Source organism: Candidatus Enterococcus murrayae (assembly GCF_017315985.1).
Classification (GTDB): domain Bacteria; phylum Bacillota; class Bacilli; order Lactobacillales; family Enterococcaceae; genus Enterococcus_A; species Enterococcus_A murrayae.
This window is the reverse complement of sequence record NZ_JAFLVR010000035.1, coordinates 20,755-44,568: the sequence shown is the minus strand read 5'-3', so window position 1 is coordinate 44,568 and position 23,814 is coordinate 20,755. Positions and strand designations below refer to the sequence as shown.

Sequence of the window (23,814 nt, the reverse complement as noted above, 5' to 3'; positions counted from 1 at the left end):
TGGTTAGAAAACACTAATATTTCGCTATTAAAAAATTGAGGAGTGATAAGTTTGGAAGAATTATGGGAAGTATTGAGACCGGAAGAACAAATCGAATTGAAGCTAAGAAGGTTGTACACTCAGCATCATTTCCATCCTTATCATTTAAATAATTTTGAAGAATATGGCACTTATCAGCAAAACTATAATTTTTTGCGTAATTCTTCAATCATAACCTTTACTGGAAACGATGGCCGAACAATGGCGTTGAAACCGGATGTGACCCTATCGATTGCGAAAAACACACCGGCTGGTGAGGCTCGCAAGGTCTATTATGTGGAGGATGTCTATCGTCACGATCGTCAGGCAGGAGAATATCAAAAGATTTATCAAATTGGACTAGAGATTATTGATGAAATTAAGTGGGAAGATCAGCTGGAAGTCTTGAAGCTGGCTTGGGAAAGCCTGGCTCAGGTTGGCGAAGGCACGCTGGATCTTTCTCACATGGGAATTTTGAATGGTATTTGTGATCGATTCCCGGAAGAGGATCGACAACTGGTGCTGGACTGTTTGCGGGACAAAAGCTCTCACGGAATGGACGAGCTTACTGCAAAAGCGGGATTATCACAGGAAGAGTCGGAAAACTTAGCGAAATTGGTTCGGATGTCCGGTGATTTTGAGACAAAATATCAAAGAGCAAAGGTCTTGTTGGCTGACTATCCTAAAGCGCAAGCTGGTTTAGAAGAGTTGAAGCAGCTGTATAATGAACTGCAAAAGGAAGGAATGTCGGACAAGATTCGACTGCGATTAGACTTTTCTATCATTAATGATGCGGATTACTATAGTGGACTATTGTTTCAAGGCTTTATCAAAGAAGCGCGGGAAACAATCCTGTTTGGCGGACGCTATGATCGCTTGATGCACCGTCAAGGAAAGGAGCAAGGGGCGATCGGTTTTGGGATGAAGCTGAATCATGTAGGACAAAAGCGGCCTGATGATGCCCAAGCTTCTGAATATCTGAACATTGCGCTGCCGAAAGGTCGGATGGGTGACGCGGTTTACGAATTATTCACCAAAGCGGGTGTGGCGGCTGAAGGAGTATTCGAGGAGAATCGTAAATTGATCTTTTGTGATGAAGACAATAAGCTGCGCTTTTTCCTAGTAAAACCGAGCGATGTCGCGATTTATGTTGAGCACGGAGCTGCGGATATCGGCGTAGTTGGAAAAGATATTCTATTGGAAAGCAAAGCCGAAGTCATCGAATTTCTTGATCTGCATATGGGAGAATGTCGTTTGGCAGTCGCAGCACACAATGATTTTGAAGAGGATTTCTCTCGTCCATTGCGAGTATCGACAAAATATCCTCAGATTACTCGTGAGTTTTATGAGGGGTTAGGACGTTCAGTAGAATTAATCCATTTACATGGTTCGATCGAATTGGCACCTTTGTTGGGCTTATCGGATGTGATCGTCGATATCGTCGAAACAGGAACGACATTGAAAGAAAATGATTTGAAGGTCATTCAAGAAATCGCGCCATCTTCTGCTCGTTTGATTATCAACAATGCAACATGGCGCTTTAAACAAGAACGAATCCAAAAGGTGATTGAGAAGGTGAGGAAGCAACTATGAGAGTCTATTCAACGCAAAAAGATGACTTAGCGGATATTTTAGCTCGAAAGTATTCTGAAACTGCGGATGTTTCCACGGCCGTTACAACTATCATTGATCGTGTGAAAGCAGACGGGGATCAGGCACTTTATCAATTAGTCAAAGAGATTGATGATGTCACGCTCGATTCGTTGACAGTCACCAAAGAAGAGATTGCTGACGCTTTAAAGGCTACTTCACCAGAGTTGATAAAGGTGATTGAACAGTCGAAGGCCAATATTTTAGCCTTTCATCAAAAACAAGTACGTCAGGGATTTGTTTCGACTGAGGAAAACGGCGTGGTCATGGGGCAGCGAATTCTACCCTTAGCGCGTGTCGGCGTTTATGTTCCCGGCGGTACAGCAGCGTATCCTAGTACCGTGCTGATGGATGTATTGCCGGCAAAAATCGCTGGAGTAAAAAAAATCGTTATGGTCACACCAACTGATAGTGAAGGAAAAGTTCCAGCGGCGATTTTAGCAACAGCTTCAATCGCTGGAGTGGATGAAATTTATAAGGTTGGCGGTGCTCACGGAGTAGCTGCACTTGCTTACGGTACAGAAACGATTCCGAAAGTCGATAAAATCGTCGGTCCGGGAAATATTTATGTGGCAACCGCTAAAAAGATGGTCTACGGCGTAGTGGATATTGATATGATCGCAGGGCCAAGCGATGTTCTGATTGTAGCAGATCACAGTGCAAATCCGCGTTGGATCGCAGCGGATCTGTTAGCACAGGCAGAACATGATAAGCTGGCACAGGCGATCCTTGTAACAACGGAAGACGCTTTGATTGAAAAGGTTCAAAAAGAAGTAGAGCAACAGTTAGCTGCGTTGCCGAGAAAAGAAATCGCAGCAGCAGCAATTGAAAATAACGGTAAAATCATTTTGGTTCAGAATTTAGGAGAAGCGATTTCGATTGCTAATGAAATCGCACCTGAGCATCTAGAATTATCTGTCTCTGAGCCTTTCGCATTATTAGGAAAAGTTGAAAATGCTGGTAGTGTTTTTTTGGGGCACCACACGCCAGAGGTTTTAGGCGATTATTTTGCCGGACCGAATCACACGTTGCCGACAGAGGGCACGGCTCGGTTCTATTCGCCATTATCCGTGGATGATTTCGTTAAAAAGAGCAGCTACCTTTATTACACCGAAGAAGCGATGAATGCGGTGGGAGAAGCGGTAGAACTGTTTGCAGAAACAGAAGACTTGATGGGCCATGCCCGCTCAATGAAAGTGCGAAGGGAGGAAAAAGAATGACCTTTTTAAATGAAAAGTTTCAAGAACTGACTCCTTACACACCCGGCGAACAGGTGAATGAGGAAGCGTTTATCAAACTGAATACCAATGAAAGTCCTTATCCACCGGCTCAGGGCGTTCAAGAGGCAGTCGCAGAAGCCTCGAAAAAGCTGAATCGCTATTCAGATATCGCGGTGGAGGCTGTTGCTAAACCATTAGCCGAATATTTAGGTATTCAACAGAACCAGCTTTTTCTTGGAAATGGCAGTGATGAAGTCCTCTCTTACATTTTTCAAGGTTTCACGGAAAAAGGGATTGCTTTTCCTGATGTGACCTATGGGTTTTATCAAGTTTATAGCGGGTTATATCAAGTGGATGCGACCGTCGTTCCATTGGAGGATGATTTTTCACTTGAATTAAGTAAATACGATGATTTGGATGGCACAGTGATATTTGCTAATCCCAATGCACCGACCGGGATTTATTTAACACAGGAAAAAATTTGTGACTTTTTAGAGCGTCATCCAGATCGGTTAGTGGTTGTGGATGAGGCATATATTGATTTCAGTGGGGAATCAATGGTTTCCGTAATCGACCAATATAAAAATCTATTCGTAGTAGGAACATTCTCTAAATCTCGTCAGTTAGCTGGCGCACGTTTAGGCTTTGGAGTGGGGAATGCTGACTTGATCGCGGATATGAATCGACTGCGCTTCAGCTTGAATCCTTACAATATTAACAGTATGACCCAAGCAGCGGGCAGTGCTGTTTTGCAGGAGCAAGACTATGTGGATCAGAAAGTTCAAGAAACGATCCAAGTACGTGAATGGAGTAAGAGAGAACTAGCTAAACTAGGCTTTGAGCAAACAGACAGCCAAGGAAATTTCTTGTTTGCAAAGCATCCGAAGCTATCCGGTGAAGAACTATTCACTGCATTAAGAGAAAAGAAAATTTTAGCCCGCTGGTTTAATCAACCGCGAACCAAGGAGCATTTACGAATCACTGTAGGTACGCAGGAACAAATGGAACGATTGGTGGAGGCTCTAAAAATGATATTAGAAGAGGTGGAAGCATGAGAAAAGCGGAAGTAACGCGCAATACATCAGAAACAAAGATTCAACTGACATTGGCAGTGGATGGTACTGGGCAGCAAAAGATCAATACAGGTGTGGGATTTTTGGATCATATGCTGGAGCTTTTTGTTCGTCATGGGCGCTTTGATATCGATTTAGTTTGTGATGGCGATATCGAGGTAGATGCGCATCATACAACAGAAGATATCGCTATTGCGATTGGCCGCGCTTTTTCTGAGTGCTTAGGGGACCGCCGGGGAATCAAGCGTTATGGCAGTTTTTTGTTGCCGATGGACGAAGCGTTGGTTATGACTGCAATCGACATCAGCGGACGAGGGATGGCAGTCGTTGAGTTGGACATTCCTACTGAAAAAATCGGGTCACAGTTCGATACGGAATTAGTTGAAGAATTTTTCATTGCTTTTGCTCGAGAATTAGGTGCAACAATCCATCTGCACCAAATCGCCGGTAAAAACAGTCATCATATCGTGGAGGCTTGTTTCAAAGGCTTTGGGCGTGCATTAGGTGAAGCGGTGGCAATCAATCAGTCGGCACCGAATGAGATTCCATCAACTAAAGGTACAATCAACTAAGCTCGTTCTGTTTTTCGTGATAAAAATAATTACTATAAAACGAAGTAGATGGAGGGAACCTATGCTAGCAATTATTGATTACGGCGTTGGAAATTTGTTCAGCTTGTCGCGTTCACTGGAATATCTCGGAGTGGAATGCCAAGTTACGCGTTCATTGAATGAATTGAAGGCAGCTGATCGAATCATTTTGCCAGGTGTTGGCGCATTTGGTGACGCACGAAAAAAGCTGGAGGAATTATCGCTGGTGGAACCAATCCAAGAATTGGCAGCTTCTGGCAAACCCTTCTTGGGAATCTGTTTAGGGATGCAGCTGCTGTTTGATAAGAGTGAAGAATTTGGCGAGCATCAAGGACTTGGGTTGATTCCTGGACGAATCGTTTCGATGAGGGAAGCCTTCGATGCAGCGAATATCGATCTGAAAGTACCGCAAATCGGTTGGAATAGACTTGATGTACGAAAATCTGACAGCCCATTGGTTAAGTCCTTGAGGGAAAATGATTTTGTTTATTATGTTCATAGCTACTATGCAGCTGATTGCCAAGAGCACTTAGTTGCCGATAGTGAATACGGGGTTTCGATTCCCGGAATCGTACAAAACAAAAATGTTTTTGGGACCCAATTCCATCCTGAAAAAAGCGGCGATGTTGGTTTAAATATCCTAAAAGCATTTACGGAGGTGCCGGTATGAAAATATTTCCCGCAATTGATCTTTTAGACGAGAAAGTTGTTCGGCTGTATCAAGGCGATTATGGTCAAAAGGAAGTTTTTGGCGATGATCCTGTGGCTTTTGCGCAATCCTTCGAAAAAGCCGGGGCGAACTATCTGCATCTTGTCGACTTAGATGGCGCGAAAGCTGGTAAGCTGCACTATTTTGGGATTGCTCAAAACATCGTTGAAAATACGAATTTATTTGTTGAAGTCGGTGGCGGTATTCGTGATGAAGAAACCATCCAGCACTGCTTGTCTGCAGGCGTAGATCGCGTGATTCTAGGGACGATCGCTCAAAAAGATCCAGAGTTTACACAAGCAATGCTGAAAAAATATGGCAATAAGATCGCTATCGGTGTAGATGCGAAAGACGAAAAGGTTGCTATAGAAGGCTGGTTGGAGAGAACTGAGACAGATGCTTTTGACTTTTGCCAGCAATTAGTTGAATGGGGCGCTGAAACGATTATCTTTACAGAGATATCCCGTGATGGAACGGGTGAAGGGATCAATTTGCCGCTCTATCAAAAATTGAATCAGTTGAATGTTGAGATCGTGGCATCTGGCGGAGTAGCAACACTGGAAGATATTAAAGGGTTAAAAGAATTAGGTGTTTCCAGCGCAATCGTAGGAAAATCCTTGTACAACGGAAGCTTGAAGCTGGAAGATGTCTTGGCTGCCGGAGGTGATGACCAATGATCGCAAAGAGAATTGTTCCTTGTTTAGATGTCCGCGATGGCCGGGTGGTTAAGGGGGTCAATTTTGCTGGACTGAAAGATGTGAATGATCCAGTGACGTTGGCTCGTTTTTACAACGAACAGGGTGCGGACGAATTGGTTTTTTACGATATCACGGCTTCGGCGGAAGAACGCGGCTTGTTTACTGATATTTTAAAGGGTGTTGCTTCGGAGGTGTTTATTCCTCTGACTGTTGGCGGCGGCATCAATGAAGTTTCTGATTTCGAACGGGTTTTAAATTGCGGCGCGGATAAGGTCAGCGTCAACTCAGGAGCGATTCGTCGTCCTCAGCTGATTGAAGAAGGGGCAAAACGTTACGGCAGTCAATGTGTTGTGTTGTCAGTAGATATCCGACGCGTCGGTGATCGCTGGAATGTTTTTGCCAAAGGCGGTCGAGAAGATACCGGGCTAGAGGCATTGGAATGGATTCGTCAAGGTGAACAGTTAGGTGCAGGTGAACTAGTGATCAACAGTATGGACACTGATGGTGTGAAGCAGGGATTTGATTTGGAGCTGTTAAAAGCGATCAGTGAGATCACTACTTTACCAATCGTTGCTTCTGGCGGTGCTGGAAAGAGTGAAGATTTTATTGACTTGTTCCAGCTGCCGAAGATTGAAGCTGGTTTAGCGGCATCGATTTTCCATTATGGTGAAGTAAAGATTCCTGATCTAAAAAAACAACTGATGGCGGCAGATATTCCTGTCCGTATCGTATAAAGGGAGCAAGTAATATGACGAAATTGAAATTTGACGATCAAGGATTGATTCCGGTGATCGTGCAGGATGCCGAAACCAATGAAGTATTGACGTTGGCCTATATGAATCAAGAAAGCTATGAAATGACGTTGAAGGATCAGCTAATGACCTTCTATTCTCGCAGTCGCAAGGAGTTATGGCGCAAAGGCGAGACCAGCGGAAATTATCAGCATCTGGTCTCTTTGAAATTGGATTGTGATCAGGACGCGCTAGTAGCGAAGGTGAAAAAGGATGGACCGGCTTGCCACACAGGTGCGGAAAGCTGCTTCAATGAAATCTTATATGGTGAGGATAAGCAAGCGACAATTGATACTTTGTATGAGCTAGTCCAAGGTCGTAAGGAAAATCCTCAAGAGGGCAGTTATACCAGCTATTTATTTGAAAAAGGTGTCGAAAAAATCTTGAAAAAAGTCGGTGAAGAATCGACTGAAGTGGTGATCGGCGCGATGAAAGAGGATCACAACGAAACTGTTTTTGAAATTTCTGATTTGGTGTATCATGTTCTTGTATTGATGGTTGAGATGGGCATCGATCTGGCGGAAGTGCGTCAGGAACTAGCAAACCGTCACGTTGTCGATAAAAAGGTGAAGCAGGAACGGATGCAGTAAGCTTAGGAGGTCAATTATGTTCTACTCAAATGCTCATACCCACAGCACATGGTGTGATGGGAAAAATACGCTCGAAGAAATGGCTCAAGCAGCGATCGATTTGGGTTTTACAGATTTGGGCTTTACCTGTCATTCGCCTGCTTTATTTGATCCTAGCTGTCCCGGGGTAAGCAATGAAGTGGATTATCAACAGGCACTGCGGGATTTAAAGGAAAAATTAGCAGGTCAATTAAACATCAGTTTAGGATTGGAATGGGATTATTATAGTGCCGATCCGATCGATGGGTATGATTATACGGTTGGTTCGGTGCATTATTTTCCACCGCGGCAAGGAATTTTCCGCAGTGTCGATGAAAGTCCGGAAAGTTTGATGAAGACCTTAGATGAGTGGTATCAAGGAGATCAAATGCTAATGATACGGGATTTCTATGATACTGTGGTGAAGCATATCCATCAGAATCACTCGAAGATCGTAGGTCATTTTGATTTGATTACGAAGTTTAACGAAAAGAATCCTTGGCTGGATGAGGACAACGCAGAATATCAGGCAATCGCTTCGAAGGCGCTGAACGATGTTATTGATATTATAAAAACGTATGATGGTATGGTAGAAATCAATACCGGCGCGATTTCTCGTAACTGGCGGACGACACCGTATCCAAGCCCCTTCTTATTAAGGCAGTTGAAGGAACGAGAATGTCCAGTTATTATTACAAGCGATAGTCATGAAACGACCACGTTAACCTGTCATTTTCCGGAAACGGTTGAATTATTAAAATCGATTGGTTTTACGGAAACGATGCAATTGAAGAACGGGATTTTTCAGCCGATACCTTTTGATCAATAGAAAGATTTGACAAAAGGGGTCTGGTGTCGCTATTATAGAACCAAGTTGAATAGGTGCGAAGATCAAATTAAAAATTTGTGGAAATCACAGCGAGTTTGGGCCGGTGTAAGCCAAGCAGGGAAGCAAATTTTGTTGGCGTTTGTGAGCACGTTTAGTTAAAGCTGCCAAGCATTCGCTTGGAAGTAGGGTGGAACCGCGTTGATACGTCCCTATGTCGATTATTTCGGCATAGGGACTTTTTGTCAGTCCAACTTTTCGCAGGTCGTTGTCAGATGAGAAGTCTAATTAAAAGTTTTATGTAAATAATCTTAACGAGTTGTTTAGTTGGATGATATGCGTACGAAGATAAAACTCATTTTTCGCGGGTTTCGAAAAATGAACACCTTTAAATGAGTTAGCTGTCCTGCAAGTTAACAGTTAAACATCGTGATATATACTACCCAATACAGAAACCTACATACAAAACACAGGAGGAAACAGAATGAGCAAATTAACAGTGCAAGAAATGATTTTGTCGTTACAGAATTTTTGGTCAGACAACGGCTGTATGCTGATGCAGGCCTACGATACGGAAAAAGGAGCGGGAACGATGAGTCCCTATACTTTTTTACGGGCAATCGGACCTGAGCCTTGGCGCGCGGCTTATGTAGAGCCTTCACGTCGTCCTGCTGATGGTCGTTATGGTGAAAACCCGAACCGTTTGTATCAACACCATCAATTCCAAGTAGTTATGAAGCCTTCACCAAAAAATATCCAAGAGCTGTATTTAGATAGCTTACGTTTATTAGGGATCGATCCGTTAGAACACGATATTCGTTTCGTAGAGGACAACTGGGAAAATCCATCAATGGGCTGCGCCGGTGTTGGTTGGGAAGTTTGGCTAGACGGCATGGAAATCACTCAATTCACGTATTTCCAGCAAGTCGGCGGTCTGCAAGTAAATCCTGTAACTTCTGAATTGACTTACGGTCTGGAACGATTGGCCTCATATATTCAAGAAGTTGACAGTGTTTATGATTTGGAATGGACTACTGGCGTCAAGTATGGTGAAATCTTCAAACAGCCAGAATATGAACATTCGAAATATTCCTTTGAAGAAAGCGATCAAGAAATGCTGCTGGATAATTTCACGAAATTTGAAAAAGAAGCAAAACGCTGTATTGACGAAAATCTAGTGCATCCAGCCTATGATTACATTTTGAAATGCAGCCATACCTTTAATCTGTTAGATGCTCGTGGAGCAGTTTCAGTAACCGAACGTGCCGGTTATCTGGCTCGTATCCGTAACATGGCACGATCAGTCGCGAAAATCTTCGTAGCTGAACGGGAAAAACTAGGCTTCCCATTATTGAATCAGGAGGGCAAATAAGATGGCGAAAAATCTATTATTAGAAATCGGTTTAGAAGAAATGCCAGCCCACGTGGTTTGGCCAAGTATCAAGCAATTGGAAGAAAAGGTCTCAAAATTTTTGACAGAAAATAGCCTAACCTTTGAATCCATCGAACCTTTTTCAACACCACGTCGATTAGCGGTTCGAGTAACAAACATCCCTGACCGTCAAGAAGATGTGCAGGAAGAAGTTAAAGGACCAGCGAAAAAAATCGCACTAGATGCTGAAGGCAACTGGAGCAAAGCAGCGGAAGGTTTTGTTCGCGGCCAAGGTTTGACGACAGACGCGATTACCTTCCGTGAATTAAACGGCGTGGAATACGTCTATGTCACAAAATATATCCACGGGAAAGAAAGCAAGGACGTCTTGACTGGACTTTTAGATGTTGTGAAGAGTATGAATTTCCCAACGATGATGCATTGGGGCGACACGATGTTTGAATACATCCGGCCAATTCATTGGATCACCGCATTATTGGATGAAGAAGTGATTCCATTTGAAATATTGGATGTTACAACGGGACGCACAACAGCAGGGCATCGCTTCTTAGGAGACCAAATCGAATTGGCTGATCCAAGCGAATACGAAGAGAAACTAGAAGAGCAATTCGTAATAGCAGATGCACATAAACGCCAACAAATGATCGTTGAGCAAATTGGGGAAATCGCTGAAAAAAATAAATGGGTAATCGATCTTGATTCTGATTTATTAGAGGAAGTAACGAATTTAGTTGAATACCCAACCGCTTTCGTCGGTGATTTTGATGAGCGATTCCTATCAGTGCCGGAAGAAGTTTTGGTTACCTCTATGAAGGAACATCAACGCTATTTTGAAGTACGTAACCAAGCAGGGATGCTGCTGCCTCATTTCATTTCTGTGCGAAATGGAAACAGCGTGAAATTAGATAACGTCATCAAGGGAAATCAAAAAGTTTTAGCCGCTCGTTTAGAAGACGGCGAGTTCTTCTTTGAAGAGGACAAGAAATTATCAATCGAAGAGTGTGTTGAAAAACTAAAAAATGTGACTTTCCATGAAAAAATCGGCAGCATATATGAAAAAATGCAGCGTGTTGGTTTGATCAGTCAAGTGATTGGGACACAAGTGGATTTGAATGAGGAAGAATTAACAGACCTGAAGCGTGCCTCTGAAATCTATAAATTTGATTTGGTCACAAATATGGTCGGTGAATTTCCTGAACTGCAAGGGATCATGGGAGAAAAATATGCTTTGCTGAAGGGTGAAAAACCAGCTGTTGCCGCAGCGGTTCGAGAGCATTACCTGCCGATCTCCTCTGAAGGAGACCTGCCAAAAACAGCGATTGGAGCTGTTTTAGCGATTGCGGATAAGATTGACAGTGTATTGGGCTTCTTCGCTGTAGGCATGATCCCAAGCGGCTCAAATGACCCATATGCATTGCGCCGACAAACTTACGGAATCGTTCGGATCGTCGAAGCACAAGGCTGGACATTCCCATTCACGGATATGCAGGGTGCGATCGTAGATGCGATCAATGAGGATGTTTTGGATTATGGCATCCACTTCAACCGTGATCAAAAAGAGTTTATCGAATTCTTCAAGGGCCGTATGCGTCAACGTCTGCAAATGCACAATGTCCGCCATGATATCATTGATGCAGTTGTCGATTCTCGCCAAGATGATTTGGTGCAGATCTTCAAGACAGCACAAATTTTCGATCAGCATTTAACAGATGCGCACTTTAAAGAGGCGATGGAGGCTTTGACTCGGGTTATTAACCTGACGAAGAAAATGGATCCTGCAAAAATCAGCTTTAAGGTTGATCCTAAGCTATTTGAAAACGACAGCGAAAAAGAATTATATGCTGCGGTAAAAGAAGCTGAAGATGAATTTGCAAACCAAAGTATGGCTGAAAATTACCAAACATTGACGAACCTGCGTCCAGTGATCGAACGTTACTTCAACGAGACGATGATCATGGTCGACAATGAAAAAATCCGTGATAATCGCTTAAATCAATTGGCAATCATTGCGAGAATGGCCAATGCTTTAGCAAGTATCGATAAGATTATCACCAAATAGAATAAAAGCAATTTTATAAAAACGGTGTCGAGTGTCTAATTTACCAATACTCGACACCGTTTTTGGTTTCGTGATACCATTCGTTAATTCGAAAAGGAGAGGGAAAGCCATGCTTAAGGCAGTCGTTATCGGAAGTCCCGGGGCAGGGAAAAGTACATTTTCTCGAAAACTAAGAGCTGTAACTGGATTACACTTATACTATTTAGATCGTTTCTGGCATAAACCAGATCGAACAACCGTGTCTCGAGAACTATTTGTTCAACAATTAGCCGAGGTAATTAAACGGGAAGAGTGGATCATTGATGGAAATTACCTGCACACGCTTGAAATGCGTTTGAAGGAATGCGACACTGTTTTCCTTTTAGATTATCCACTAGAGGTTTGTCTTGCGGGGGCAAAATCGCGGATTGGTAAAGCTCGTGAGGATATGCCGTGGATAGAGACAGAATTTGATGAGGAATTTAAGCAATGGATCATTGATTTTGCGAAGGATCAATTGCCGCAAATTTATAGATTACTAGACGAGTATAAAGAAACGAAAGAGATTATTATTTTTAAATCCAGAGAAGAAGCAGACACTTATTTGCAAAATGAACTCTGATAGTTTTCACAAACAAACAGCCCTCGAGCGCAAACTCGAAGGCTGTTTGTTAAAGAATTAATTTCAATAATAATGGAATATACGCAAGATAAAGCAGTACAGAATAGCCTAGTGAAGAAGCGGCAAATTGCTGATCGGCGTCATAGGAGCGCGCCAGGATCGGCACAGAATTTTGAACGGGCATGGCCGCTTGAATAATGAAAACGGAGAGCATTAAAGGCGGTACGCTGATCCATTGTCCTAAGAGCCAAACAATCAAAGGCGAAATGATATAACGGCCTATGATCACACCGATAATATCCTTGTTCAGAGGCAAATTTTTGATCCCCACATTGTAGACGATGATCCCGATTACGAACATCGATAAAGGAGTGGTCAAATTCGCGAGGTAACTAAAGAAAGTTGCGATGGAATCTGATACGTTGATATTTAACAGGACGGCGCATAGGCCAATCAAAAAGCCCATCAACGCCGGAGAAAAAATTTTCTTCAGAATCGGGACTAAATGAAAGCTGACCTTCGCTTGCTCAATTTGGGGATTGTCGCTAGCGATAAAGTAGATCCCCAATGTCCAAAAGAGCGTCGTGTTCACGATGTAATAGAGCAGGACATAAGGAACAGCCTGTTCACCGAAAATCGCCAAGTTGATCGGCAAGCCGATAAAAATCGTGTTGGAGCAGGTAAACATTGTAGTGAAGATTCCTTTACGAGCTGGCGTGATTTGAAAAATCCGCCGGTAGGCAAAGCTGATGGCAAAAGTCAGCAGCATCGAAAGGAGCGGAATAACGGTTCCCCCAACCAACTGGAGAAATTCTGAACGAGAGAAATTTTTGGTGATCGTCAAAAACATGTTGCAGGGCAAAGCGATCTGCAGGACCAGCTTTGAAAACGCGTCCCCGATTTGATTCGAGAACCATTGCTTATACGTCAAAAAGTAGCCGATAAACATCAAAACAAAAATAAACAAAATATTGATATATGCGGAAATCATTTTTTCACCTCGATACCACTATACAGAAAAACACGGGCGTCATCAATTGCTGATGGGACCCGTGTTGTCATTTTTATCTTGATAATTTAGTAAGCCGGTCAGATTTTCAATCTGTTCCTCGAGGCTGTCACCAACTGTCGTATCCTTGATGAGAATACGCTTCAGGTCTTTGTCGATCACTCGCTTCAAGGAAGTCTCATCGGCCTGCTTATCTAATAGATTCTTCACCGATTCAAAAGGATCGTGCGTGACGAGCTGGAAGCCATAAGAATTATTCAGCAGTGAATAACCTGCGATTCCCGTCGTTTTTTGATAAGCCTTTGATAACCCGCCATCGATCACGAACAGCATGCCTTCTCCTTTGATAGGCGATTCGCCGCTCTTGACCTTCACTGGGGTGTGGCCGTTGATAATGCGAGAATTTGGCGAATACAAAGCGAACTCCTCAAGGATCATTTGACACGTCTCATGAGTATCCCGAAATTGATAGTAAGGATTTTTGATTTCTTTATGAGTCGTTTTGTCAGCAATGAAATACCGTTCGAAAGTGGTCATCGCACTTTTACCAAACTGCGGTGAAATCTTACCGGTCCAGCAATACCAGATCCAATCCGCAGCAGAACTGTCCTTTTCTTGACTTTGACAGCCTGAACGAATCTGCTCTTCAAAGAAGTTCAAAAGGTCCTTTCCACCATAATCCTTACCGGCGATGTTAAGCGGAAGAAAGCTGCCGTCTGCTTTTAATGGCAGACAGCCGTGAAAGAGCAGATGCTGGTTATAGACCAGATACATCGAGCCCTTATCCAAAAGCAGCTGCATATGCTCCTGCATTTTTGCTGATTGCTGGAAAGAGGTCAGTAAGGTATCCACTACATATTCTTCCTGTTCGGTCAGCTGATGAACATCTTTTTTCAGGGTCTGGAAGCAGGCTCCTTGTAAAGGATATTCTTTTCCAGCTAGTTGAATCGTTTCTTTATCATAATCGATCTTTTCAAATAGCAGCCGATCCTCCATTTGAAAATCAGGATGCCGTTTGATTAATTGACCTTCTAATTTAAACTGAATAATCGACAAGGCCTGATGGACTTTTTCTAAACTATCCAAACTTTCGATAGAGTAGCTGGCACTGCTGTTTTTTTCCTTTGGTGTAAAAATTGGATTTTTTTGATAATGCTCTTCCGCATACATGAACAGCGGACGAAGGTTCAATGCGTAGGCTTGTTCAATCTCATACAGATAATTATAGCGTGCAGCGATCCGCAACAGTGTCATCAGACAGGCACGAGAACCAGCGTAAGCTCCCATCCATAAAATGTCATGGTTGCCCCATTGAATATCGACAGAAGGGTGTCGACACAACTTATCCATGATTTTATCAGCCTCAGGACCACGGTCATAGATATCACCGACAACATGCAGATGATCGACGACTAATCGTTGAATACTTTGGCATAAAGCAATGATAAAAGGTCTGCCCTGCTCTAAATCAAGCAGATGTGCTAAAATCTGGTCGAAGTAGGCAGCCTTATCGGAATAATTCGTATCCGTGTACATCAATTCTTCAATGATATACATGTATTGTTTGGGCAAGGCCTTTCGGACCTTTGAACGAGTATACTTAGTGGAGCAAAAGGCCAGCAGTTCTAATAGCTGACGGATCTTTTTTCGATACCAGGAACAATCACGATAAGCATAAAAGTCTTTATCATCCAACGATTCTCGCGGATAAGCTACAAGGATCGTCAATTTGTCTTTTTCATGTTCTGTCAAACGGTCACCGAAGAGCAAACTGATTTTTTCTTTGATATTACCAGCGCCAGTACGCAAAATGTGATCAAAGGCAGTAAACTCCCCATGAATATCACTGATGTAAAGTTCGGTTCCTTTGGGCAGATGCATGATAGCTTCTAAGTTGATCAACTCGGTCATGACCGCCTCCTTGGTACTAAATTCTTTCTCCAACATTTGATAGTACTTCTCACGGGTCGATAGCATAAATCTGCTCCTTATTTATAGTAATGATTTGATTTTCATACTGCGGCTCATTTCTGCTAAATAATTCTTCAGTGGCAGTTCTCTCAAAATTGTATCCATTTTTATAAGAAGTTGTCTAAATGCTCGCAAATCAAGGTTGCTGATTCTTCGATCGATTTATTGGTAACATCCAGTGTGAAGGCCCCCAACTCATCGTAAACGCCTAGGGCATAATCCAGCTCCTCTTTGATACGATTGATATCTGAGTAGCGAGAGTTTTCAGCTAGCCCCAATGAATTCAATCGGCTCATTCGGATTTTTTTCTGCACTTCCGGTTCGATCACTAAACCAACGATCTTGTCCTTTGGTACCGCTTTGATTTGTTCAGGTAATGGGACCTCCGGAATCAATGGCAGGTTCGCCACCTTGATACGATTATTCGCTAAATACATGCTTAGAGGGGTCTTAGAAGTACGTGAGATCCCCAATAATACAAGATCTGCTTCTAAAAAGCCCTTTGCATCTTTTCCATCATCATATTTCACAGCGAACTCGATCGCGGCAACACGGTCAAAGTACTCTTGATTCAATTTGTGCACAACACCGGCTTGTTGCAATGGAGCGACACCGGTTTTTTGGTGAACGATATCCATGAATTGGCTCATTAAATTAATGTATTGCAGACCAGTTCTTTCAGCGAAGTCCTCGACGATTTGAGTCAAGTTGTCGCTGACTAGAGTGGTCACCACAACAGCACTGTCTTTCAATGCATCGCTAAGAATACTTTTCAGTTCCTCCTCGTCTTTAGTAAAAGGGAAACGGTAAGACAAATCAAAATCCACTGTAGGGAATTGAGCTGCGGCGGCATTTACTAATTTCAGCGAAGTCTCGCCGACTGAATCAGAGATCATGTATAATGGTACACTTTTTTTCATTTTTTTCGCTCCTATCGATTGGTTTCAGTTTGTTTGGCTTGCTGCATGATGTAATTAAAAATCCGTGATTTCGTGATTTTTCCAATCACTTTCTTTGGATCTTCTTCACTAACTACTGGTAGCGAATCTACCTGATAGTCCAATAAAACAGCACCAGCTTCCAAGATCGTGTAATCCTTTGTGCAGGTTCGCAGATGTGGCGCACGCGTCATTACGACTGCGACAGGTGTGTTTTGCAGGTTGCTGTTTAACGATGCCCTCAGTAAATCCTTACGAGACAATAGTCCAACTAGATGCTGCTCTTTGTCCGTTACATAAATCGAGCCGACATCATACATGAACATATTGGTGATCGCATCATGGATCGAGGTATCCTGCGGTGTCAATAAAGGCGACAGCATGATTTCTTCGACTTTTACAGAAAAGATTTTATCGAACAGGAACTGCTCGATGCCGACACCTGTATAGGTATAGCCGACTTTAGGACTGGCTTCTAAAATACCTGCCATTGTTAGGAAGGAGAGGTCGGTTCGTAAAGTAGCATGTGAGATCCCCAGATGATCGGCGATTTTTTCGCCGCTTAGCGGTTGATCGCGTTTGACGATCTCGATGATTTTCTCTTGCCTTTGTGATAGATTCATAGGTCCTCCTAGTGATACATTCGTTTTTCTTTGAGAAAAAATGAATTTATTTTTCCTTTCAAGGTCCATTCAATTTCACCTGAAAAGCAGTGACTTGAATACACAACCTATTATACACGTAATAAGCATATAAACAACATGAATGGTCAAATAAACACATATTTAATTATTCGCAAAAACAAAGTGCAAATCCTTTCTAAAAAAAAGATTTAGCAGTATACTATTTTCTGTTGAGGAAATCCTAACCCGTTAGTCAAGGGGTCAAGACGCTGCGTTCTCAGCGCGGAGACACGGGTTCAAATCCCGTACGGGTTATATAGTAAAAAGAAGACGTTTCATTGGCAGTTTTGCTGATGGGACGTTTTTTTGTGTCTCAAAAAATGGGATTGGTATGCACTTATGATGATAGGTGCTATATACTAGAAAATAGAAGAGAGCTAAGCTAGGAGGATCGCAATGGAAACTACAGGTGTAAAGCAATTGTTGAAGCAAAAACCCAAGGCAAGTCTGGGCTTTTATCCCACGCCGTTTTATCGGCTTGAGAATTTGTCGAAAAGGCTGGGAATCAATTTGTTTATTAAGCGAGAGGATTTTTCAGGACAAAGCTTATTTGGCGGAAACAAAATCAGAAAACTCGAGTATCTGATCGGTGATGCGAAAGAACAAGGTGCAGAATACATTTTTACGTTTGGCGCGACACAATCCAATCATGCGATGCAAACAGTGGAGGCCTGTCGAAAAGAGGGCTTAACACCTATCCTATACTTAGTAGCATACGTTGAACCAGATGAAAAGGATCTTCGAAGCAATCTACTACTGGATAAAATTTTAGGTGCAGAGGTCCATGTTATTCTGAAAAATCCCGGCGAATCTGATGCTGAGGTAGATGCACGTTCAGTCCAACTGGCTCGCGAGCACATGAAGCGCCTAATAGAAGCAGGGCATAATTGCTATGAGATTCCGATGGGCGGCGCGAGTCCGATCGGGACAACTGGTTTTATTGAGGGTTTCATAGAAATGGCGGAACAGGCTGAAGCGGCTGAACAGCAGTTTGATTATTTGGTGCATGCGACCGGTTCTGGCGGAACGATGGCAGGCCTAGTGGCAGGCAAGAAGCTGCTGAATCACCCCATGCGGATTTTATCCTTTGATGTGATTGGGCATGATAGGAGCTATTTAGAAAATTCGGCCATGTTAGCGAATAAGAGTTTAGCGCTGTTGGGTCTAGAAGAGCGCCTGACAGCGGATGACTTTGAACATGATAACAGCTATTATCAACCTGGATATGAAATGCCAAGCGATAAGGGGAATGATGCGATTCGTGTGTTGGCACGAGAGGAAGGCTTATTTTTAGATCCGGTCTATTCCGGCAAGGCTTTTGCCGGCTTGCTGGATTATGTCGATAAAGGAATTATTCCACAAAATAGTTCAGTTATTTTCTTGCACACAGGGGGTGCCACCGCTTTATTTGCGGAAAAAGAAATCTTAGGAGATTTGTTGGATAAGTAGTTCCGTGTTCGACTATATTAGTGGAACGCTTGGCCAGATTTTACGAGCAGTAAATTGAAAAGGAACAGTTTATCCAATCAGAAAATAATAGTCCGTGATCCATCTTAGGCGGCTCTATACTCAAAAGCTAAGCAGTGACTTTAATAGTTGGTGCTTAGCTTTTTTTATCTGATGTCGTAAAGATAACTTTACTTATGAGCAGGAGAGTAGTAGAATTTTTGTAAAGATATCTTTACGTAATGGTGAGTTAGAAAAAAATTTGATTGAAGGAGAATCATTTATGGAGATGATTGTGAAATTAGTAATAAACTTTATCTTTTTTCCGATAGTCATTTTAGGTTTGATTTCCGTTGTTCCCTTTTGGTATTCATTGAAAAGAATGATAACGAGACGTGTAACTAGTGAGCAAGAGAAAAAAATGGTTATGGAAACAATCCTGATCAGCGTCTGTATCATTTTGCTATTGATCATTGTTCGGTGGCTGCTCCCGAACATTTTACCAACAGAGTTACTTCAGAACATTTGTCCGAAGAACCAATATGTAGTTGCAATAATCGGTAAATCAACTTTTGAAATATACAGCCTTTTATTTTATTGCATATTATTTGGCTTTGTTCATAAAATCAAACAAGTTCAGTATCGCATGCTTTCCAAGGATTATTTTGTTAGAAGAAGCCTTCTGCCAATGCTCGGCATTTCCTTGTTGTGCACCTTTATTCCGTATTTTTTTGGAGTTTGGCAACTGTCTTTGTAGTAAAAATGAAAAATGAGTTGGAGGGGAAATGATGTTTGATAAAGTTACATTTTGTCTGATGATTGCTTTGTTAGGATATTCCTTATTGGTATTTTTTTCACTAATTAAGAGAGTGGTACTGTTTCATCGATCAGATGAGCTGCAGAAGAAAATCTTTTTTGAAACATTGTCGATCAGCATGGGGGTCATACTGAGCTTGCATCTTATTCAATTGATTCTTTCCATCGTCCAGCCAGCAGGTTATCAGCCCGTCATCTATTCTGGCGGAAAATCGATGGTGCGCTTTACTCTTGGTGCGTTTGATCATGTTGACAGCTTTTTGCTGTATTGCATGGTGATCGCCGTCGTATACAACATTAGAAGAGTTCAATATGGCTTAATTTCAAAAAGTTCTTTTCTTGTAAGAAATCTTTTGCCCATGCTAATCATTTTTTTATTTTTACTTTTACCATTTTTTTGAAAAAAATATTATAAATAAGGATGAATATATTGAGGGATTGAAATGGACATAGTCAATTTTTATCTTTGGAGACTCATCAGTGAAAAATTCTTATTAAAAAGAGGTGTAAAATGATCGTTGAACTGATAATAACTACGATTTTTATGTTTTTGGGGATATATTCCTTTGTCGGAATGTTCTCGTTGATAAAAGTATTAGTCACAATCAACCAATACGATGAATTAGAAAGAAGAGCGGTTATTGAGGCATTGGCAATAAGCATGTTGATTATTCTTGTAGTGAATTTGGCACAGCTGATTTTGTCGATTTATTTACCTGCTGAGTGGAGAGGTTTTGTCTCGCCAGGTCCAGTTAATCGCTCTCTTGTTACTAATACCCCGCTGCATATGGAAAGCTTTCTATTTGATTGTTCCATTATCGGGATTAGTTATGCGCTTCGTCGTCACTATTTTGGACTGATAAAAATGAGAAATATGCTAATACCCATTTTTATTATATTATCGTTTATTTTATTTCCATTCCTTATTTCTCTATTATTCTAGAGAATCATCAAACGAGCGAAGGATTGTGATTGTGTGCGTTTAAGACAAAAATACGTATTTTTAGGATCACTCTTCAAAAGAGGAGGAACTTAGTAGTATAATGAGGAATAATTTGTGAAATGTTTGCTTAGGGTTGCTGCGGCATTTTCATAAATGATTGAAAATTGTTGAATGGAGTGATGAAATGGAAAAGCACATAAAAAAGGCAAAAACGTGGAATCTGGTATTAATCGTTTTAGGGCTACTTTCTCTTGTTTCTAATTTGATAGGGTTACCAAAGTCATTGAATCCTAAAATGAGTAGTTACGAGATGATGGGACCACTTGCTCAACAAATGTTTGATTATATGAATAATCCACTGACAAAAATAATCTCAGTTTTATCTTTAGTAATATCGATTGCTTTGCTGGTCTTCTATTTTAGGGCAAATAAGAAGTTGGCAGACGACATTGTACCTATTAAGATGCCTTACTACGTGAACGTTGGTTGGAATCTTTTTAGTTTAGCGATAGGCTTAATTATGCAGCCGAAAATGGAATTTGAAGGAATTAATCTATCATTAGCAACGACAATCATCGCTTTAATTGTCCAGTTGATTTTCTTGATTCCAGCGATTCTTGTTATCGTTCACTTATTTAAAGCAGAGCCAGAGGAGTAATAAATGACAAAGAAAAAAATGACGAAAAAGCAAAAGATCCGTTGGAGTATCATTGCGGGGGTGCTCGCGTTAGTGCTGTTTATTGGCGCTTTCGCTTACTCTCAAATGAAGAGCAATACGGTTAAGGAAAATCAATTTCAGACAATTACATTGAAAAAGTCTGATCCACTGACCTTTAATGGGATCGTGGAAGCGACCCATACACAGGATTATTATTTGGATCAAACATTGGGGAAAATTTCTGAAATCAATGTTCAGGATGGACAGGATGTGGATTCAGGAACCATGCTGCTGAGCTACACCAATACAGAATATCAAGAGCAGGCAGAGGAGCAAAGCACGAACTTAGATAAGCTCTATCTTGGTGTCTCTAATGCACAGGAATCATTGGCGATCGCACAGGATAAGCAGGCCAAAGAGCAGCAAAAATTGAATGAAGCTATTACGAATTACAATAATACAAATGAAAATACTGAAGAGGGCGCTGCTAAAAAGGAACAATACAAACAAGAGCAGACTCAATATGAAAGCAGCCTAGATGCAGCCAGTGATGCGGTTGTACAAGCAAGACAAGCATTGGAAACGGCGAATGTTGAGCTGAGCTCGGCTTCACAAAGTGTTAATAAGATGCGTGGGAAGGTTACTTCAACAATTGCCAGTGCGACAAAGGGAACCGCCTATATCAATGAAAAAGGCAAGAATGACCCTTCAGTACCAGTTGTAAAAGTTGTCAGTAATGAAATCACCGTCGAAGCAAAAGCCTCCGAATACGATTATCCGCAGGTGCATCAAGATGCGGCAGTGACGATCAAACCGATCACGACGAACCAAGAGATCGCAGGCACGATCACCCATGTGAACAAATTACCGGATCAAGCAGGCGATGCTGCCAGCCAAGCTGGAGCAGCAGGGGCCGCAGCGACTAGCTCAGTCTCGAATTACAGCTTCATTGTAAAACCGACGGAAGAACTGCAATATGGTTATAACGTACAAGTTGTTCTGCCGTTGAATGAGATCCGCATACCCAAAAAAGCAGTTATGAAAACAGGCAATACCCATTATGTTTTTGCTTACCGCAAGGGGAAAGTTCGAGAAGTGACGATCCAGGCCGAAGATAAGGGCGATTACTTTGTTTTGAAGGATGGTCTTAAAGACGGTGACCGCATTATTTCAAATCCTGACAAATCATTACGAGACGGTCAGGAATTGGCGGTGGATTAAATGATCGAACTAAAAAATATCAACAAGTATTATCGGAACGATGAAGAAGCGCTGCATGTGCTAAAGGACATCAATCTAAAAGCCGACGCCGGCGAAATGATCGCGGTCATGGGACCATCAGGTTCAGGGAAATCAACACTGATCAATCTGTTGGGCTTCATCGATACAAAATTTGACGGAGAATATCTATTTGAGGAGGAGAATCTGGTCACTACAACGGATGATCGCTTATCAAAAACGCGCAATGAGATGGTAGGCTTCGTCTTCCAGAATTTCAGTCTGATCGAAAATTATACCGTTTATGAAAATGTGGAGCTGCCGCTGCTCTATAATGGCTACGGCTTTCACCAAACCAAAGAAAGAGTCATGTCAGCCTTGGAACGGGTCGGAATCGCGGATAAGGCAGAGAAACACCCACGTCAGCTTTCTGGCGGGCAGCAGCAGCGGGTCGCTATTGCTCGAGCCTTGATCAACCAGCCGAAATTTATTATCGCTGACGAACCGACCGGTGCTTTGGATACCCATACTTCAAATGAGATCATGGAGCTGTTTAAAGAGTTGAATCGGCGTGATCACGCAACAATCTTTCTAGTCACTCATGATCCAGAAGTTGTTCCCTATTGCACACGTCTGGTTAAAATCAGAGATGGTGCGATCACTGAGGATAGGGCGGTGATCGAAGAATGAAGTTCTATGTAAATTGGCGTTCATCATTGGGCTCGATTTTTAAGAATAAGAAACGTAGTGCTCTAACAATGTTTGGGATCATTATCGGTATCGCCGCAGTAATCGCGATTTTATCGATTGGCCGCGGCTTTGAGCGCGACACGATCGAAAGCCTGACTGCTGAAGAATCGGATAAGCTGGAAGTCGATATCAATTTCATTCCTGGAAACAATGCGCTATATTATTCGAATGTTGATATGATTCAAGACTCTGACTTTAGTTTGCTGAAAAATGTTGAAGGGGTCGAGTCTGTTTCGTATCCAAAAAATGATTTGTCTTATATCTATAAAGAAATCAAAATAAAAGATAAAACGAAGAACTATCGAGTGGGCGTCGTTTCTAAGGATGGGGACACTGTAAGTCATGGTCGTGCCATCAGTGCATACGATAACCAAACCCAAAACAAGGTAGTGACGATTGATGCCTCATTGGCAAAGGATCTTTATGGTTCGGCTAAGGGAGCAGTGGGGCGCGGCTTTGAACTCGATAAGCAGGTCTTTACGATCATTGGGGTTTTTCCAGCAGGACCAGAGGAAACGATGTTTTCAGAAGGCTCGACTAAAATCCTGCTGCCGCGCCAAACGTATATCCATTTCTTCGGAAATGAGCAGGATACTAGTGCGGTGGTCTTGACCTTGGCAGATGGAAGCAAGTTGAACAAGGTTGCGGACAAAGCAATCAAGAAGCTGGAATCCGCAGGCGCTATGCGTCAGCAAGGGGAATATCAAGTCTCGAATATGGCGATGATGACCGATGGAATCAGTGAAGTACTTAGCAGTATCACACTATTCATTAGTGCGGTAGCGGGAATCTCATTATTTATCGCGGGTGTCGGAGTGATGAACATGATGTATATTTCTGTTTCAGAACGGACAAAGGAGATCGGGATTCGCCGAGCGCTGGGAGCTACACGAGGTGCGATTCGTATGCAGTTCTTATTAGAAGGGATGACTTTGACTCTTGTTGGAGGAATCATCGGTTACCTATTAGGAATGCTTGTCGCCTATGCAATCGGCAGTGCGATGAAAATCTCCGTATCTGTTGATTTGTTTACTGTTTGTTTGGCAGTCGGAGTGTCTAGCGGGATCGGACTGATATTTTCAGTGATGCCGGCTTCTGAAGCTGCTAAGAAAGATTTGATTGATATTTTGAGATAAGAATAAAAAT

At 42.2% G+C, this 23,814-nt stretch carries 24 protein-coding genes and 1 tRNA gene; 21 read left to right on the top strand and 4 right to left on the bottom strand.

All coding sequences use genetic code 11. The features are described 5' to 3' along the window. Positions 1–51 precede the first annotated feature (51 nt). From hisG to JZO85_RS14805, 12 genes are all read left to right on the top strand, one after another. Complete coding sequence (gene hisG / locus JZO85_RS14860) at positions 52–1,611, top strand: ATP phosphoribosyltransferase (RefSeq protein WP_207109311.1); 1,560 nt, start codon at positions 52–54, stop codon at positions 1,609–1,611. Next, the gene (gene hisD / locus JZO85_RS14855; RefSeq protein WP_207109310.1) at positions 1,608–2,888 is read left to right on the top strand and encodes a histidinol dehydrogenase; all 1,281 of its coding nucleotides are present in this window, start codon (positions 1,608–1,610) and stop codon (positions 2,886–2,888) included. Before hisG ends, hisD begins: the two co-directional genes overlap by 4 nt. Beyond that, positions 2,885–3,943 carry a histidinol-phosphate transaminase gene (gene hisC / locus JZO85_RS14850; RefSeq protein ID WP_207109309.1) on the top strand — a complete coding sequence of 353 codons (1,059 nt, stop codon included), beginning with the start codon at positions 2,885–2,887 and terminating at the stop codon, positions 3,941–3,943. Before hisD ends, hisC begins: the two co-directional genes overlap by 4 nt. Next, positions 3,940–4,533 carry an imidazoleglycerol-phosphate dehydratase HisB gene (gene hisB, locus JZO85_RS14845; protein ID WP_207109308.1) on the top strand — a complete coding sequence of 198 codons (594 nt, stop codon included), beginning with the start codon at positions 3,940–3,942 and terminating at the stop codon, positions 4,531–4,533. The genes hisC and hisB overlap by 4 nt, the downstream gene beginning before the upstream one ends. Positions 4,534–4,594: 61 nt before the next feature. Continuing rightward, complete coding sequence (gene hisH, locus JZO85_RS14840) at positions 4,595–5,221, top strand: imidazole glycerol phosphate synthase subunit HisH (RefSeq protein ID WP_207109307.1); 627 nt, start codon at positions 4,595–4,597, stop codon at positions 5,219–5,221. After that, complete coding sequence (gene hisA / locus JZO85_RS14835) at positions 5,218–5,937, top strand: 1-(5-phosphoribosyl)-5-[(5-phosphoribosylamino)methylideneamino]imidazole-4-carboxamide isomerase (protein ID WP_207109306.1); 720 nt, start codon at positions 5,218–5,220, stop codon at positions 5,935–5,937. Before hisH ends, hisA begins: the two co-directional genes overlap by 4 nt. Further along, entirely contained in the window at positions 5,934–6,692 is a 759-nt protein-coding gene (gene hisF, locus JZO85_RS14830; RefSeq protein WP_207109305.1) for an imidazole glycerol phosphate synthase subunit HisF, read from the top strand. The genes hisA and hisF overlap by 4 nt, the downstream gene beginning before the upstream one ends. A 14-nt stretch (positions 6,693–6,706) precedes the next feature. Next, positions 6,707–7,339 carry a bifunctional phosphoribosyl-AMP cyclohydrolase/phosphoribosyl-ATP diphosphatase HisIE gene (gene hisIE, locus JZO85_RS14825; protein WP_207109304.1) on the top strand — a complete coding sequence of 211 codons (633 nt, stop codon included), beginning with the start codon at positions 6,707–6,709 and terminating at the stop codon, positions 7,337–7,339. Between the two features lie 16 nt (positions 7,340–7,355). After that, positions 7,356–8,186, top strand: coding sequence for a histidinol-phosphatase (locus tag JZO85_RS14820; protein WP_207109303.1), 831 nt, complete (start codon positions 7,356–7,358; stop codon positions 8,184–8,186). Positions 8,187–8,667: 481 nt separating this feature from the next. Next, the gene (gene glyQ, locus JZO85_RS14815) at positions 8,668–9,555 is read left to right on the top strand and encodes a glycine--tRNA ligase subunit alpha (protein WP_207109302.1); all 888 of its coding nucleotides are present in this window, start codon (positions 8,668–8,670) and stop codon (positions 9,553–9,555) included. 1 nt (position 9,556) lies between these two features. Further along, a complete protein-coding gene (gene glyS, locus JZO85_RS14810; protein WP_207109301.1) occupies positions 9,557–11,635 on the top strand; it encodes a glycine--tRNA ligase subunit beta in 2,079 nt (692 codons plus the stop codon). Between the two features lie 109 nt (positions 11,636–11,744). Beyond that, on the top strand, positions 11,745–12,236 hold the full coding sequence (locus JZO85_RS14805; protein ID WP_207109300.1) for a P-loop NTPase family protein: 492 nt from the start codon (positions 11,745–11,747) through the stop codon (positions 12,234–12,236). Positions 12,237–12,285: 49 nt separating this feature from the next. Here JZO85_RS14805 and JZO85_RS14800 read toward each other — a convergent pair whose 3' ends face one another. From JZO85_RS14800 to JZO85_RS14785, 4 genes are all read right to left on the bottom strand, one after another. After that, complete coding sequence (locus tag JZO85_RS14800; RefSeq protein WP_207109299.1) at positions 12,286–13,227, bottom strand: AEC family transporter; 942 nt, start codon at positions 13,225–13,227, stop codon at positions 12,286–12,288. A gap of 42 nt (positions 13,228–13,269) precedes the next feature. Further along, the gene (locus JZO85_RS14795) at positions 13,270–15,222 is read right to left on the bottom strand and encodes a fructose-1,6-bisphosphatase (RefSeq protein ID WP_207109298.1); all 1,953 of its coding nucleotides are present in this window, start codon (positions 15,220–15,222) and stop codon (positions 13,270–13,272) included. Between the two features lie 101 nt (positions 15,223–15,323). After that, positions 15,324–16,136, bottom strand: a complete 813-nt coding sequence (locus tag JZO85_RS14790) for a pyruvate, water dikinase regulatory protein (RefSeq protein WP_207109297.1) — start codon at positions 16,134–16,136, stop codon at positions 15,324–15,326. Between the two features lie 11 nt (positions 16,137–16,147). Then, the gene (locus JZO85_RS14785) at positions 16,148–16,777 is read right to left on the bottom strand and encodes a CBS domain-containing protein (protein WP_207109296.1); all 630 of its coding nucleotides are present in this window, start codon (positions 16,775–16,777) and stop codon (positions 16,148–16,150) included. 243 nt (positions 16,778–17,020) lie between these two features. Between JZO85_RS14785 and JZO85_RS14780 the strand changes: the two genes are divergently transcribed. From JZO85_RS14780 to JZO85_RS14740, 9 genes are all read left to right on the top strand, one after another. Then, positions 17,021–17,092: transfer RNA gene (locus JZO85_RS14780), tRNA-Glu, on the top strand. A gap of 141 nt (positions 17,093–17,233) precedes the next feature. Then, entirely contained in the window at positions 17,234–18,286 is a 1,053-nt protein-coding gene (locus JZO85_RS14775) for a 1-aminocyclopropane-1-carboxylate deaminase/D-cysteine desulfhydrase (protein ID WP_207109295.1), read from the top strand. Between the two features lie 280 nt (positions 18,287–18,566). Beyond that, positions 18,567–19,040 (top strand): hypothetical protein, encoded by a 474-nt coding sequence (locus JZO85_RS14770; RefSeq protein WP_207109294.1) that lies wholly within the window; start codon positions 18,567–18,569, stop codon positions 19,038–19,040. A gap of 31 nt (positions 19,041–19,071) precedes the next feature. Beyond that, positions 19,072–19,500: a hypothetical protein gene (locus tag JZO85_RS14765; RefSeq protein WP_207109293.1), complete on the top strand. Its 429-nt coding sequence runs from the start codon at positions 19,072–19,074 to the stop codon at positions 19,498–19,500. A 110-nt stretch (positions 19,501–19,610) separates the two neighbouring features. Then, complete coding sequence (locus JZO85_RS14760) at positions 19,611–20,042, top strand: hypothetical protein (protein ID WP_242550380.1); 432 nt, start codon at positions 19,611–19,613, stop codon at positions 20,040–20,042. A 184-nt stretch (positions 20,043–20,226) separates the two neighbouring features. Then, a complete protein-coding gene (locus tag JZO85_RS14755) occupies positions 20,227–20,700 on the top strand; it encodes a hypothetical protein (protein WP_207109292.1) in 474 nt (157 codons plus the stop codon). Positions 20,701–20,703: 3 nt separating this feature from the next. Then, positions 20,704–21,921, top strand: a complete 1,218-nt coding sequence (locus JZO85_RS14750; protein WP_207109291.1) for an efflux RND transporter periplasmic adaptor subunit — start codon at positions 20,704–20,706, stop codon at positions 21,919–21,921. Then, on the top strand, positions 21,922–22,608 hold the full coding sequence (locus JZO85_RS14745) for an ABC transporter ATP-binding protein (protein ID WP_207109290.1): 687 nt from the start codon (positions 21,922–21,924) through the stop codon (positions 22,606–22,608). Continuing rightward, positions 22,605–23,804 (top strand): ABC transporter permease, encoded by a 1,200-nt coding sequence (locus JZO85_RS14740; RefSeq protein ID WP_207109289.1) that lies wholly within the window; start codon positions 22,605–22,607, stop codon positions 23,802–23,804. The genes JZO85_RS14745 and JZO85_RS14740 overlap by 4 nt, the downstream gene beginning before the upstream one ends. The last annotated feature ends 10 nt before the right edge of the window (positions 23,805–23,814 follow it).

What these genes read in the sequence shown, in the direction of transcription:
- hisC (WP_207109309.1), top strand. Translation starts at nt 2,885, where the DNA reads ATGACCTTTTTAAATGAAAAGTTTCAAGAACTGACTCCTTACACACCC.
- JZO85_RS14755 (WP_207109292.1), top strand. Translation starts at nt 20,227, where the DNA reads ATGGAAAAGCACATAAAAAAGGCAAAAACGTGGAATCTGGTATTAATC.
- JZO85_RS14770 (WP_207109294.1), top strand. Translation starts at nt 18,567, where the DNA reads ATGGAGATGATTGTGAAATTAGTAATAAACTTTATCTTTTTTCCGATA.
- hisD (WP_207109310.1), top strand. Translation starts at nt 1,608, where the DNA reads ATGAGAGTCTATTCAACGCAAAAAGATGACTTAGCGGATATTTTAGCT.
- JZO85_RS14790 (WP_207109297.1), bottom strand. Translation starts at nt 16,136, where the DNA reads ATGAAAAAAAGTGTACCATTATACATGATCTCTGATTCAGTCGGCGAG.
- JZO85_RS14740 (WP_207109289.1), top strand. Translation starts at nt 22,605, where the DNA reads ATGAAGTTCTATGTAAATTGGCGTTCATCATTGGGCTCGATTTTTAAG.
- hisIE (WP_207109304.1), top strand. Translation starts at nt 6,707, where the DNA reads ATGACGAAATTGAAATTTGACGATCAAGGATTGATTCCGGTGATCGTG.
- JZO85_RS14785 (WP_207109296.1), bottom strand. Translation starts at nt 16,777, where the DNA reads ATGAATCTATCACAAAGGCAAGAGAAAATCATCGAGATCGTCAAACGC.
- JZO85_RS14805 (WP_207109300.1), top strand. Translation starts at nt 11,745, where the DNA reads ATGCTTAAGGCAGTCGTTATCGGAAGTCCCGGGGCAGGGAAAAGTACA.
- JZO85_RS14800 (WP_207109299.1), bottom strand. Translation starts at nt 13,227, where the DNA reads ATGATTTCCGCATATATCAATATTTTGTTTATTTTTGTTTTGATGTTT.
- JZO85_RS14745 (WP_207109290.1), top strand. Translation starts at nt 21,922, where the DNA reads ATGATCGAACTAAAAAATATCAACAAGTATTATCGGAACGATGAAGAA.
- hisH (WP_207109307.1), top strand. Translation starts at nt 4,595, where the DNA reads ATGCTAGCAATTATTGATTACGGCGTTGGAAATTTGTTCAGCTTGTCG.
- glyS (WP_207109301.1), top strand. Translation starts at nt 9,557, where the DNA reads ATGGCGAAAAATCTATTATTAGAAATCGGTTTAGAAGAAATGCCAGCC.
- hisB (WP_207109308.1), top strand. Translation starts at nt 3,940, where the DNA reads ATGAGAAAAGCGGAAGTAACGCGCAATACATCAGAAACAAAGATTCAA.
- hisA (WP_207109306.1), top strand. Translation starts at nt 5,218, where the DNA reads ATGAAAATATTTCCCGCAATTGATCTTTTAGACGAGAAAGTTGTTCGG.
- JZO85_RS14750 (WP_207109291.1), top strand. Translation starts at nt 20,704, where the DNA reads ATGACAAAGAAAAAAATGACGAAAAAGCAAAAGATCCGTTGGAGTATC.
- hisF (WP_207109305.1), top strand. Translation starts at nt 5,934, where the DNA reads ATGATCGCAAAGAGAATTGTTCCTTGTTTAGATGTCCGCGATGGCCGG.
- JZO85_RS14765 (WP_207109293.1), top strand. Translation starts at nt 19,072, where the DNA reads ATGTTTGATAAAGTTACATTTTGTCTGATGATTGCTTTGTTAGGATAT.
- JZO85_RS14760 (WP_242550380.1), top strand. Translation starts at nt 19,611, where the DNA reads ATGATCGTTGAACTGATAATAACTACGATTTTTATGTTTTTGGGGATA.
- JZO85_RS14775 (WP_207109295.1), top strand. Translation starts at nt 17,234, where the DNA reads ATGGAAACTACAGGTGTAAAGCAATTGTTGAAGCAAAAACCCAAGGCA.
- JZO85_RS14820 (WP_207109303.1), top strand. Translation starts at nt 7,356, where the DNA reads ATGTTCTACTCAAATGCTCATACCCACAGCACATGGTGTGATGGGAAA.
- JZO85_RS14795 (WP_207109298.1), bottom strand. Translation starts at nt 15,222, where the DNA reads ATGCTATCGACCCGTGAGAAGTACTATCAAATGTTGGAGAAAGAATTT.
- glyQ (WP_207109302.1), top strand. Translation starts at nt 8,668, where the DNA reads ATGAGCAAATTAACAGTGCAAGAAATGATTTTGTCGTTACAGAATTTT.